Source organism: Chitinophaga rupis (assembly GCF_900109685.1).
Taxonomy (GTDB): Bacteria; Bacteroidota; Bacteroidia; order Chitinophagales; family Chitinophagaceae; genus Chitinophaga; species Chitinophaga rupis.
Map to the genome: position 1 here is coordinate 1,430,334 of NZ_FOBB01000001.1, position 13,519 is coordinate 1,443,852.

At 47.7% G+C, this 13,519-nt stretch carries 7 protein-coding genes; 6 read left to right on the forward strand and 1 reads right to left on the reverse strand.

Annotated features, from left to right (window positions below; genetic code table 11):
* Positions 1-34: 34 nt before the first annotated feature.
* Complete coding sequence (locus tag BMZ54_RS05775) at positions 35-1,384, reverse strand: sigma-54-dependent transcriptional regulator (protein WP_238386504.1); 1,350 nt, start codon at positions 1,382-1,384, stop codon at positions 35-37.
* A 264-nt stretch (positions 1,385-1,648) separates the two neighbouring features.
* Here BMZ54_RS05775 and BMZ54_RS05780 point away from each other — a divergent pair, with 264 nt between their 5' ends.
* From BMZ54_RS05780 to BMZ54_RS05805, 6 genes are all read left to right on the forward strand, one after another.
* Positions 1,649-2,896, forward strand: coding sequence for an efflux RND transporter periplasmic adaptor subunit (locus BMZ54_RS05780; protein WP_089907344.1), 1,248 nt, complete (start codon positions 1,649-1,651; stop codon positions 2,894-2,896).
* A gap of 60 nt (positions 2,897-2,956) precedes the next feature.
* A complete protein-coding gene (locus BMZ54_RS05785) occupies positions 2,957-3,646 on the forward strand; it encodes an ABC transporter ATP-binding protein (protein ID WP_089907346.1) in 690 nt (229 codons plus the stop codon).
* On the forward strand, positions 3,639-6,071 hold the full coding sequence (locus BMZ54_RS05790) for an ABC transporter permease (protein WP_089907347.1): 2,433 nt from the start codon (positions 3,639-3,641) through the stop codon (positions 6,069-6,071). Before BMZ54_RS05785 ends, BMZ54_RS05790 begins: the two co-directional genes overlap by 8 nt.
* 13 nt (positions 6,072-6,084) lie before the next feature.
* Entirely contained in the window at positions 6,085-8,469 is a 2,385-nt protein-coding gene (locus BMZ54_RS05795; protein WP_089907349.1) for an ABC transporter permease, read from the forward strand.
* A gap of 257 nt (positions 8,470-8,726) precedes the next feature.
* A complete protein-coding gene (locus BMZ54_RS05800; protein ID WP_089907351.1) occupies positions 8,727-11,093 on the forward strand; it encodes an ABC transporter permease in 2,367 nt (788 codons plus the stop codon).
* Positions 11,094-11,105: 12 nt separating this feature from the next.
* Entirely contained in the window at positions 11,106-13,517 is a 2,412-nt protein-coding gene (locus tag BMZ54_RS05805; RefSeq protein WP_089907353.1) for an ABC transporter permease, read from the forward strand.
* Positions 13,518-13,519 lie beyond the last annotated feature (2 nt).

Genomic DNA, 13,519 nt, shown 5'->3' on the forward strand with positions numbered 1-13,519 from the left:
GCGTTTAGCGTTCGGCGTTAGGCATTAAGCGTTGTTATAAATTGTATTTCTCTAATCTTCTGTACAACGCAGCTCTGCTCAACCCCAGCTCCCGTGCGGCCTCTGTAATATTGCCGTTCACTTTTTTCATGGCCTGGGTAATAATAGTACGTTCCATTTCTTCCAGGTTATAGCCGGTATCCAGCTCCTGCTCTTTAGCGGGGCTTTTCACAAATACATCTTTAGGCATCAGGCTTTTACCCTGCGACAGGATAACGGCCCTTTCAATGGCATGCTGCAGCTCGCGGATGTTGCCCGGCCATTCGTACTGCTTTAGCTGCTGCACTAAAGATTCGTGTAAAGTGCTTACGGTACGTTTGTATTTATCACGGTACAGCTGCAAAAAATGTTCGGCCAGCGGCACAATATCTTCTAACCGCTCCCGCAGGGGGGGCAGCTGGATCTCTATGGTGTTAATGCGGTATAGCAGATCCTGGCGGAACAGGTGCTGGCTGGCCATTTGCTGAATATGGCGGTTGGTGGCGCAGATCAGCCTTACATCTACCGGGATGGTTTTGTTGGAGCCTACTTTGGTAACGGAGCGGTTTTGCAGCACCGTTAGCAGCTTGGCCTGGAAGGGGAGGGAAATATTGCCTATCTCATCCAGGAAAATAGTACCGCTGTTAGCTTCTTCAAAACGGCCGTTGCGGTCCTCACGGGCATCTGTAAACGCTCCTTTTACGTGGCCAAACAGCTCGCTTTCAAAAAGCGTTTCGCTAATGGCGCCCAGGTCCACACTTACAAAGGGCTGTTTATTACGCTGGCTCAGGTGGTGAATGTGGCGGGCCAGCATGTCCTTACCGGTACCATTCTCGCCCAGTATCAGTATGTTAGCATCTGTAGCGGCTACCCGGTTCACAGTATCCATTACCTGCTGCATGGCAGCGCTGTTGCCGGTTATCAGCTCCCCGTCCGTATTATTTGCAGGCTTTTCTTTTTGGGTGGCGGCACGGTGTTTATTAAAAGCGGCCTGCATGGTGGCTAGCAGCTTTTCATTTTCCCAGGGTTTCAGTACAAAATCAGTGGCGCCGGCTTTAATGGCGCGCACAGCCATCTCTACATCGCCATAAGCAGTGAACATAACTACGGATGACTGGGGTTTCAGGTCCAGGATACGGTCCAGCCACTCAAAACCTTCTTTACCGCTGCTCAGGTCGCGGGTAAAGTTCATGTCCAGCAGTATTACATCGTAATCAAAGTTGGAAACCAGGTAAGGGATCTTTTGCGGGTTACGCTCAAAATCCACCTGTTCAAAATGGCGTTTTAATAACAGGCGGGCAGCCCTCAGCACATCCATATCATCATCAACTATCAAAATCTTTCCGGGTAGTGTTGTTGTCATCATATTTTTTAGTTCAGCAAACTATATTCCTGTATCGGTGCCAGGGGTTGTATAATGGCGGCAGCCCGCCACTGGCAATATTAATCAAAGATTTCCTTTTTCCCGGCGGTTTTCGGCGGGTTTTAAAAGTGTCCGGAAATGAACAAGTATTGTCCGGTACAGAACGTTTTTAACCGCCTGTTTTTTCGGAATCCCTTACTGGTAAAGGTTTTATAGCTTTGGCATGTTGGTTGAACTTCCAGGGCAGCCAAATAGGGCATGTCAATCATGGATAGAAAAATAGAAAAAAAATTCTGGTCAGGTAAACGTATTCTTCTGATAGGCGGCGGCAGTCTGGTGGTACTGCTGCTGGCATATAACCTCATATTTGCCGATCACCGTTCCCGGCTGAATGTGGAAAAGGATAAGATCACTGTCAGCACTGTTACAAAGGGTACTTTTGATCAATATATAGCCGTTACGGCCGTGGTACAACCATTAAAAACCATTCGCCTGGATGCTATTGAAGGCGGGTATGTGAGCCAGAAATACCTGGAAGGCGGCAGTATGGTTAAGCGGGGCGATTCTATTCTGCGCCTGGAAAACCAGCGTATGCAAATGGAGTTCATGAACCACGAAACAGAAATGTACCGCCTGATCAATGAGTTGCAGAACACCCGCCTTAGCCTGAAACAAAACCGCTATACGCTGGAAAAAACGCTCAGCGACCTGGATTATAAGATAGACCAGGCTAAAGATATTTACGACCGTAATAAGCAGCTGGTAGATGAAAAGATAGTAGCCCGCCAGGAGTTTGTTAAAACCAAACTGGATTATGAAGGCCTGCTAAAGCAGCGGCAGATTGAAATAGAAAGTCAGAAATACCAGGAAGAAAATGCCAAATTGCAGATAGCACAGCTGGAAGGCACTATTGCACGCACCCAACGTAACCTGCAAATGATGAAGGAAAACCTGAACAACCTGATCGTAAGGGCGCCTATTGAAGGGCAGCTATCATCCGTGAATGTGGAGGTAGGTTCCAGCATTACTGCGGGGCAAAATATCGGGCAGATAGATGACCTGGATGGTTTTAAGATGCGCGCAGAAGTGGATGAGCATTATCTTTCCCGGGTATTTGCCGGTTTAAAAGCCTCTTTTGAATTTAACGGTAAAACCTATGAGCTGGAAGTTACCAAGGCTTTCCCGGAGGTGATCAACGCGCGTTTTAATGTGGATATGAATTTTGTAAAGGGTACCCCGGAAGGCATACGCCGCGGGCAATCCTCCCCGATACGCCTGGAGCTGGGTAAGTCATCAGAAGCAGTGTTGCTGCCTGTAGGCGGCTTTTTCTCTGATACCGGCGGCAACTGGGTATATGTGCTGGATAAAAGCGGCAAGCGTGCAGTAAAACGCAACATATCCCTGGGTCAAAAGAACCCGCTGTTCTTTGAGGTGCTGGAAGGGCTGCAGCCTGGCGAGCAGGTGATCACTTCCTCTTACGAGAACTTCGGGGATAAGGAGGTATTGGTGTTCTAAGACCGGCCTTCCATCTATTGTATTGTTGGATCAATCTATTGGATATTTAAATTAATCAACATGATAAAAACCGTTAATCTTCAAAAGTTATTTACAACAGAAGAAGTAGAAACTACCGCCTTGAACGGTATTAATATGGAAATTCAGGACGGAGAATTTGTAGCCATTATGGGACCCTCCGGCTGTGGTAAATCCACCTTGCTGAACATACTGGGCCTGCTGGATAACCCCAGTGGCGGTGAATATTTTTTCTGGGATAAGGAAGTTGCCCGTATGAGCGAACGCCAGCGTGCGCAGCTGCGTAAAGGTTCCATTGGTTTTGTATTCCAGAGCTTTAACCTGATCGATGAGCTAACGGTGTTTGAAAATGTTGAGCTGCCCCTCCTGTACCTGAAAGTGCCGTCCAGTGAAAGAAAGCAAAAGGTGGAGGCAGTGCTGGAGCGCATGAACATTATGCACCGCCGCAACCACTTTCCGCAGCAGCTGTCCGGTGGTCAGCAGCAAAGGGTGGCCATTGCCCGTGCTGTAGTAGCCAAACCTAAAATGATATTGGCGGATGAGCCCACGGGTAACCTGGATAGTACAAATGGTGAAGAAGTAATGAAGCTGCTGCAGGAGCTGAATGATGCCGGTACCACCATGGTAATGGTTACGCACAGCCCTTATGATGCAGGCTTTGCACACCGTATTATTAACCTGTTTGATGGTAAGGTGGTAACAGAGAATATCAAAGAACAGTTCCATGTTTAAAAACTACCTGAAAATAGCCTGGCGCAATTTGTGGAAGCAAAAAGTTTTCACGCTCATTAACGTGGGCGGGTTAACCATAGGCCTTACCGTAGGCCTGCTGTTACTGTTGTGGGTACAAAATGAGCTGAGCTATGACCGGTATAATAAGAACTGGGAACGTATTTACAGGCTTACCACCAACATCCGCGTAAATGGCAGCAGCTATACTTCCAGCCTGGTACCGGATCCTATGGGCCCTACTATGGTAAGTGAATACCCGCAGGTGGAAAAAATGGTACGCCTGCATACCTGGCGGGATATTATGGTGAACAAAGGCCATGAAACCCTGCAGGAAAAAAACGCTACCTGGGCCGATTCTACAATGTTTGAGGTATTTACGCTGCCGTTTATTGCAGGTGATCCTAAAACAGCATTAAGGGATCCCTTTTCGGTAGTAATATCTGAAAGCGCTGCCAGGAAATATTTTCAGTCTACCGATGTGGTGGGAAAAATGCTGCACATCAACAATACGGCTGATTACCGTGTAACGGGCGTAATGAAAGACATTCCCGGCGCCTCCCACTTCCATTTTAATTTTATTATGAGCATGTCGGAATTATCCGACAGCCGCGGTAATAACTGGCTAAACAATAACTACTACACCTACCTGTTGGTACGCCCCGGTACCACAGGGGATTTCCTGAAAGCCCGCGTAAAGGATGTGGTGCGTAAATACATGGGGCCCCGTTACCAGCAATTATTCCACATTAGCCTGAACGATCTGGAAAAGCAGGGCGGCTATGTACATTACGGTATACTGCCGTTGGCAGATATACACCTGCATGCGGATAAAGCAGACCAGAGTACCATTGAACCGGGTGGAAATGTGCAGTATGTGTACATCTTCTCTGCAGCCGGTATTTTCATACTCCTGATTGCCTGTATAAATTTCATGAACCTCTCCACTGCCCGTTCTGCCAGCAGGGCTAAAGAGGTAGGCGTACGTAAAACACTGGGCTCCCTGCGTAAACAGCTGGTAATGCAGTTCCTGGCAGAAAGCTGGCTTATATGCACCATGGCTATGGGCCTGGCATTGCTGGCCGTAATTCTGCTATTGCCCTATTTTAACCAGATGGCAGGGCAGCATATGAGCATACACCTGTTATACAGCCCCCGCATAATTGCTTACTTCCTGTTACTGCTGCTGGTAGTAGGTATGTTGGCCGGCGCTTATCCCGCATTCTTTCTTTCCGGTTTTAAGCCTTTGCAGGTATTAAAGGGCAGGCTTATTTCCGGCGCTAATACCAAAAACATTCGCAGCACACTGGTAGTGTTCCAGTTTGTAATATCTTCTGTACTGATTGTAGGCACCATTGTTATTTATAACCAGCTGCATTATATACAAAACCGGCAAATAGGCTATAACCGCCACCAGGTGCTGGTTTTGCAGAACACTTACCCGCTGTACAAACAGGTAAAGGCTTTCAGGGAAGCCGTATTAAAAATAGCGGGTGTGGAAAACGGTACCATGACAGGCTTTTTACCTACAGGACAGTACCGTAACAGCCCCGGCTTTTTTAAAGACCGTAACCTGGACCCTGCCAGTGTGGTAACAGCAGAAACCTGGTCGGTGGATGAGCATTATATTCCTACCCTGGCCATGAAAATGGCGAGCGGCCGCAATTTTGCGCCGGAAAGTTTTGCATCAGACTCCACCGGTATTATTGTAAATGAAACAGCGGCCCGTTTGCTGGGTTTTAATGACCCACTGAACAAGGAGCTGTACCTTCCACAGGGCGCCAATGTAGCCAGCAGGACCACCTACCACATTATAGGTGTGGTAAAAGATTTTAATTATAACTCTATGCACCAGGCCATAACACCTTTACTGTTGTGGATGAGTGAGGAAAGGGGCAGCATGGCCTTCCGTATTAAAGGTAATAATGCAGCTGCCGTAGTAGCGCAGGTACAAAAACAGTGGGATGCCATGGTGCCTGGCCAGCCTTTCCTGTACTCTTTTATGGATGATGATTTTAACGCTATTTACCAGGCCGACCAGCGTACGGGCGATATCTTCATTTGGTTTGCCGTACTGGCCATAGTAGTAGCCTGTTTGGGGCTTTCCGGCCTGTCCATTTTTACTGCAGAACAGCGCACCAAGGAAATAGGCATCCGTAAGGTACATGGCGCATCCGTAGCAGATATTGTTACGCTGTTAAGCCGCGATTTTATTAAGCTGGTGCTGATAGCTATTGTTATAGCTATACCACTGGGCTGGTATATTATGAATAGCTGGCTGCAGGAGTTTGCATACCGTACCGCCATTGAATGGTGGGTATTTATACTTTCCGGGAGCATTGCAGTAATAATAGCATTATGCACCATCAGCTTCCAGTCGGTAAAAGCAGCGCTGATGGATCCTGTAAAAAGTTTGAGAACAGAATAAATAACCTTGCCACATGTTCCGTAATTATTTGAAAATAGCCTGGCGTAACCTGCACCGCAGCAAGGCATATGCGCTGATCAATATTACCGGCCTTTCAGCCGGTATGGCAGTAGCTATGCTTATAGGGCTATGGATATGGGACGAGGTTTCTTATAATAAATATCACCAGCATTACGACCGTATTGTGCAGATAATGCGGCAGGCTACCTTCCAGGGTGTAACAGGCACCGGGCAGGCAGTACCCATACCGCTGGCGGATTACCTGCGCACGCATTACGGCAGCGATTTTAAAAGTGTGGTAACATCCTCCTGGACCCTGGAAAATATTATTGCAGCCGGGGATAACAAATTAACCAGCACCGGTATTTATATGGAGCCGCAGGCCCCTGAAATGTTATCCCTCCAAATGCTGGAAGGCAGCCGGAAAACAGCGCTGCAGGATGTGAATACCATCTTGCTATCCGCCTCCCTGGCCAGGAGCTTATTTGGCGGCCAGCCGGCCACTGGCAAAATAGTGAAGCTGAATAATAAAACAGATGTAAGGGTGAGTGGCGTATATGCAGATATTCCACATAATTCCAGCTTTAGCGATCTTGCGTTTATAGCGCCTTTCAGCCAGTACCTGGCCACTTCCGGCGACTGGGCAAAACATGCTGTTACGGATTGGAATGAATATTCCTTTCAGATGTTTGCGGAGTTAAACCCGCAGGTAGATGCACAAAAAGTATCCGGTAAGATACAATCTGTAATAAAAGATAACAGTGCAGATGAATCCAACCCAATGTTGCTGCTGCACCCCATGCGTAAATGGAAATTGTATTCGGAATTTCAAAATGGAATAAACACAGGCGGCGACATACGGTTTGTATGGCTGTTTGGTTTAATCGGTGTGTTTGTGCTATTGCTGGGTTGTATAAACTTTATGAACCTGAGCACAGCCCGCGCGGCCAGGCGGGCCAGGGAGGTAGGCATCCGCAAAGCCATAGGGTCTGCAAAAGAGCAGCTAGTAGGGCAGTTCTTAAGTGAATCATTACTGGTAGTAGCTATTGGTTTTTGTATAGCACTGCTGCTGACCATGTTGTTTTTACCCTGGTTTAATAACGTGGCAGATAAGCAGATCGCTCTTCCCTGGGGCAGCGTAAGCTTCTGGTTGTTATGTGCAGGTTTTATGCTTGTAACGGGTGTGCTGGCAGGCAGCTATCCTGCGTTTTACCTATCGGCTTTTCAACCGGTAAAAGTATTAAAGGGCACCTTCCGCGCAGGCCGTTTTGCTGCAATGCCCCGTAAAGTATTGGTAATAGTGCAGTTTGCAGTATCGGTAATACTGATCATTGGTACAGTCATCATTTTTCAGCAGATACAATACACCAAACATCGTGCGATAGGATATAGCAGGGATGGGCTTATTACCATACCCATGAACACACCTGACCTGTTCGGGCATTATGACGCGCTGCAAAAAGATCTGCAGGCCACTGGTATGGTAGAAAACATGGCAGAATCATCCAGCCCCACTACCCAGTTGTTTTCACGCGGAGGAGAGAATATGAAGTGGCGTGGTAAAAGGGAGGAAGAAAAAATACTGTTTGGCAATATAGCCTGTACACATGATTTTGGCGCCACCATTGGTTGGCAAATACTGGCCGGACGGGATTTTTCCCGCGAATATGCTACAGACAGCAGCGCTATGATCTTAAATGCATCGGCCGCTACGGTGATGGGGCTTAAAGATCCGGTTGGCGAAAAAATACAGTGGGGCAAACATCAATACACGGTTATAGGCGTGGTAAAAGATCTGTTAATGGAATCGCCTTTTGCTACAGCAATGCCTACCGTATTCCGTTTGAACTACGACTGGGCAAATGTGATCACTGTTAAAATAAAACCCGGCCGCGATAACCGCGCGGCGCTGGATAAAATAGCGGCTGTGTTTAAAAAATATAACCCGGGTAGTCCTTTCAACTATAAGTTCAATGACCAGGAATATGGGAAAAAATTTATGGCAGAGGAGCGTATTGGCAAGCTGGCCGGTTGTTTTGCCATACTGGCCATTTTAATCAGTTGCCTGGGCATTTTTGGATTGGCTTCTTTTACGGCGGAACAGCGCATCAAAGAAATTGGTGTACGCAAGGTATTAGGCGCTACGGTACTGAGTATATGGGCGCTGCTTTCCGGCGATTTTCTGAAGCTGGTGTTCATTGCTTTCCTGCTGGCGGCGCCGGCAGCCTACTACGGTATGCAGCACTGGTTACAGCAGTATGAATACCGCACCCCCATTCACTGGTGGATCTTTATGGCTACCGGTGGCGCTGCATTGGGCATTACATTAACAGTAGTAAGTTACCAGGCTATTAAAGCCGCTGTTATTAATCCAGTAAAAAGTTTAAGAACAGAATAAATAAGCGGGCTACCTGTTAGCATTGAGCGGTGGATGTTTGTGGTAGCCGGTTATGCACCGTAGTAACATGGTTTACCATTAGTTTTCAATCTGTGAAAGCAGCTTTAATGAACCCGGTAAGATCATTGAAAACGGAGTAAACGCCTTAACGAACTATGGTTTCAATTAGTACATGTTTACGAGTAGAATAACAAGTCAAATGCCGGGGGATGTGTCTACATGCCCCACATTTTTTTATCACACAAAAAAATTAAAGGATGTTCCGTAACTACCTGAAAATAGCCTGGCGTAATCTGTGGCGGCGAAAGCTGTTCACCGTTATCAATGTGCTGGGGCTTGCTGTAGGGCTTACCTGTGTAGCTTTTCTGGTGTTGTGTGTGCAGCAGATGGTAGTGAAGGATAAGTTTCATAAGAACCTGCCTAACCTGTACCTGCTGCAAACGGATAGTGACAATGAGAAAAATGTATTTCCCCTGCTGGAGGTAATGCTGAAAGATTTTCCGCAGGTGGTGAACGGCTCCCGCGTTAATCACTGGGATGCACCCTGGATCAGTTATAACGATAAAACCATTAGTGAAGAGATCTCCTATGTGGATACCGGTTTCCTGAATGTATTCACCTACCCGCTTAAATACGGTAATACCGCCACTGCGTTAAAAGATAAATCTTCTATTGTGCTGTCTGCCCCGGTAGCGGAGAAATTATTTGGCAGCCAGAACCCCTTGGGTAAGGTAGTAACGTTTGCGGATAAACGCCGGTTCATTGTATCTGCCGTGATGCAGCCGATACCGGCCAATGCATCTATACAACCCAAAGTGCTGTTATGGAATAAGAACTTAACAGACAATAAGGATTTTAGCCCAATGGCAGACTGGTATAACTGTTTTACCAGCAGTTATGTACTGCTGCGGCCCGGTGCGGATGTAGCAGCCATAGAAAAACAGCTGAAAAAAATAGTGGCAACACGTTTTGCAGAAGGCGCAAAAGACCGGGTTATGCACCTGCTTCCTTATAGGGAATATGCAAAAAAATATGGCGCGCTGAACTTTGATTTTTATGTATATGGCCTCACCTGTATAGCGGTGTTTATTTTATTGCTGGTAGCCATTAACCTGGTGAACCTGAATATGGCAGTATCTTTTACCCGGGTGCAGGAGGTGGCGGTGCGCAAGGTATTAGGCTCCGGCCGCAGGGCTATATTAATGCAGTTCTTTACCGAAGTTGGTTTAATGGTATGCATTGCGCTGCTGCTGGCATGGAGCATGGCATTTATAATGCTGCCGGTATTGAATGAGCAGCTGAACGGCTTACAGATCACTGCTGCTATGTTGTACCAGCCATCCTTTATTGGTATATGGCTGCTAACCGGCGCTTTGTTAACCCTGGTGGCAGGCGGTTACCCGGCTGCATACATCAGCGCATTAAAGCTGGCCAATGCGGTAAAAGGCAGGCTGCAGGCGGCCCCGCAAAAGGCATACTTACGCCAGGGTCTTATTATAGCGCAATTTGTAATAGCAGTGGTTTTTATTGCAGGCAGCCTGATAATGCAGCAGCAGGTACGGTATATGAAACAGGGTGATGTGCGGTTTAATAAAGAACAGGTGCTGACCGTAAAGCTGGATCTTGATTTTATGGATACTGCACAGGCCCGCAGCGGCATTAACCATTTAATAACGCAGCTGCAGCAGCAGGCTGCAGTAAGCAACGTATCTACCTCCCAATGCGTACCGGGCCAGTTCTGGGAAAACTACAACACTTTTGTTGCAGATGATAACAGCAGTAAAGAGCTGGGTATGCGCCAAACCGGTATTGATAACGGTTTTGTGCCTACCTATGGCATCCGCATTTTGCAGGGCCGGAATTTTTCAGCAGATATGGCCCTGGATAAAGAAGCAGTATTGATCAATGAAACAGCCATGAAAAACCTGGGCTGGATCAGTATTGAAGGTAAAAGCATTCACGCCAAAGGAGGTAAGGAAAGCCTGCGGGTAATTGGCGTAACGGATGATTATCACTACCGTTCCCTGGCCGGCAGCATAGAACCACTGATACATTTTTTTGCGGGTAAAACCGCCATGCAGCCCTCGTATAATTATCTGAGCATAAGCATTAAACCACAACAGGCCGCCCCCGTGATTGCATTGCTGAAAAAGGCTTTCAGCCAAATGCCGGCTTACCGGGAATTTACTTACAGCTTTGCAGATGAAGTATTCAATAAACAATATAAAACCATAGAAGGCATTCTTACCCTGATCCGTTTTTTCACCATTGTAAGCGTACTCATTGCCTGTGCCGGCATATTTGCGCTGGTAGCGCTGGCCGCACAGCAGCGTACCCGTGAAATAGGCATCCGCAAGGTATTAGGCGCCAGTATTGTTAGCCTGGTATCCCTGTTATCTAAAGACCTGCTAAAGCTGGTGGGCATTGCTATACTCATAGCCGCACCCCTGGCCTGGTGGGCTATGCAGCGCTGGCTGCAGGATTTTGCTTACCGCATTACCATATCCTGGTGGCTGCTGGTTGGGGCGGGTATGGCTACGCTGGCCATTGCCCTGCTAACTGTAAGCGTGCAAGCCATAAAAGCCGCTTTAATGAACCCGGTAAAAGCATTGAAAACAGAATAGAAACTAAACCGTATGTTCCGTAACTACCTTAAAATAGCATGGCGTAACCTTTGGAAAACAAAGCTGCTTACTGCTGTAAATATACTGGGCCTGTCCGTAGCCTTTGCTGCTGCCATACTGCTGGTAATGACCGCCTACCGGGAATTTTCCTATGACCGGTTCCATACAAATAAGCAGCTGTATATGCTGTATATTAACACCTACCATGCGCAGGGCCTGGAGCAGAGGGCTAACATGCCCATGCCGCTTACACCGGCCATGAAACAGGAGTTCCCGGAAGTAAAGGCCGCAACGCGTATGCTATATACCTCCGGTATGCTGCGCTACCATGATAAGGTATTTGAAACAGACCTGGAAGGGGTGGATGTGGATTTCCTGCACATGTTCTCCTTCCCGCTTATAAAAGGCAACACGCAGGCGCCTTTGGCCAGCCTGGATAACATCGTGCTTTCAGCCAAAAAGGCTCAAAGTATTTTTGGCAATGAGGAGCCGGTGGGCAAACAGCTGGAAGCGCGTATAGGCGATAACTGGAAGAGCTTTGTAGTAAGCGCGGTAATGAAAGATGCGCCGGATAATTCCAGTGTTGAATTTGATGCCCTGTGCCGCTTTGAAAATGCGGGCAGTTATGAAAGCCAGAAGGATGCCTGGAGCTCCAGCACCCACTCCGTGTATGTTCAACTTGCAAATCACGCCACTGAAGCGGCTTTTGAGCGCCGCGCCAAAACATTCGTGAACAAATATTTTGCAGAGCGGCTGCGGGACCTGAAAAGGGATGGCGCTACACCCGGTGAAAATGGAGAGCTGATAGGACTGCACCTCAGAAAGCTCACAGATCTGCATTTAAACGGCATTGGCTCAGAAAGCCAGAGCAAATTTTACCCTTACCTGCTATTGCTGGTAGGTGCGTTCATACTTTTCATTGCCTGCATAAATTTCATGAACCTTACTATTGCCGGAGCCTTTACCCGCTCCCGAGAAATAGGCATGCGCAAAATACTGGGCGCATTCCGCCTGCAGCTTATTACCCAAATGTGGGGCGAGGCTGTGCTGGTATGCGGGCTGGCGCTGCTGATAGGGTTAGCAGCAGCTTACCTTTTATTGCCGGGCTATAATTCCTTATTCAATAGCAAACTTACGTTTGGGCTGTTACAGCAACCGCTGTTGCTGGGTATTGCAGCACTGATATTTTTCCTGGTTACATTAATGGCCGGTGGTTATCCCGCCTGGGTTATTGCGCGTATAAACACCATTAAGGTATTAAAAGGCAGTATGCAGGCCGGCAGGTCAGGCAAGGTGCGTAATGTGCTGATGGTAACACAGTTCGTGATCTCTTCCCTGCTTATTTGCTGTACCCTTATTGCCTGGCAGCAGCTGAACTACCTGCGTAAACAGCCGCTGGGATTTAACAGGGAGCAGGTCATCAGCCTGCCGTTGCCGCATGATGTAAACCCGGAGCAGGCGCTGAAACGTATGCGTAATAAGCTGGCAGGCGAGGCCAATGTATTAAGCGTTAGCGGCACAGACATTAACCTGGGCCGTGGCCGCGATGGCTCCTCCGCCACCTCCAGAGTTTCCTACGACTATAAGGGCCATGTGATAAGCAGCAACTGGCTGCGGGTTGATTATGATTATGTAAAAACACTGGATCTGACCCTGGTAGCCGGCCGCGATTTTTCACCGCAATACGGTGCAGATTCTATGGCCTTAGTGATCAATGAAAAAATGGCCCAGCAGCTGGGCGGCGTAAAAGCTGCGTTAGGCGCGTTACTGCCGGTGAGCGACAGTGCGCACCCTATGCAGGTAATAGGTATTGTTAAGGATTTCAACTTTCACTCCCTGCAGGAGAAAATAGAGCCGCTTTCCATGTTCATATCGCCCGGCTCCCCGGTACAATATATTTTTGTAAAAGTGCCGCGGGGCAACCTGCCGGCTTCTATGGCCCTGGTAACAAAACGCTGGAACGAGGCATACCCCGGTAACCAGACAGACCCCTCTTTCCTGGATGAAAATACAGACCGGCAGTATCGTAAAGAAAAACGCTTTTCCAGTATATTTATCAGCGCTGCGGTACTGGCTATTGTAATATCCTGTATGGGGCTGTTTGCTATTTCTGTGCTGGTAATGACGCAGCGCACCCGGGAAATAGGCGTGCGCAAGGTGCTGGGCGCAAGCGTTACCAGCATAGTAACCCTGTTGTCAAAAGATTTTGTGAAACTGGTGCTCCTGTCTGTGATCATTGCCAGCCCTATTGCCTGGTACCTGATGGAGCAATGGCTGCAAAATTATGCATACCGCATCCATATTAATATAGGCATCTTTATAGGAGCCGCTGTAATTGCAGTGCTGGTGGCCGTTATTACCGTAAGCGTACAATCCATCAGGGCTGCTTTAATGAACCCGGTAAAGTCTATCAGAACGGAATAAAC

Coding starts and splice junctions, on each gene's coding strand:
- BMZ54_RS05805 (WP_089907353.1), top strand. CDS start 11,106: ATGTTCCGTAACTACCTTAAAATAGCATGGCGTAACCTTTGGAAAACA.
- BMZ54_RS05800 (WP_089907351.1), top strand. CDS start 8,727: ATGTTCCGTAACTACCTGAAAATAGCCTGGCGTAATCTGTGGCGGCGA.
- BMZ54_RS05785 (WP_089907346.1), top strand. CDS start 2,957: ATGATAAAAACCGTTAATCTTCAAAAGTTATTTACAACAGAAGAAGTA.
- BMZ54_RS05795 (WP_089907349.1), top strand. CDS start 6,085: ATGTTCCGTAATTATTTGAAAATAGCCTGGCGTAACCTGCACCGCAGC.
- BMZ54_RS05780 (WP_089907344.1), top strand. CDS start 1,649: ATGGATAGAAAAATAGAAAAAAAATTCTGGTCAGGTAAACGTATTCTT.
- BMZ54_RS05775 (WP_238386504.1), bottom strand. CDS start 1,384: ATGATGACAACAACACTACCCGGAAAGATTTTGATAGTTGATGATGAT.
- BMZ54_RS05790 (WP_089907347.1), top strand. CDS start 3,639: ATGTTTAAAAACTACCTGAAAATAGCCTGGCGCAATTTGTGGAAGCAA.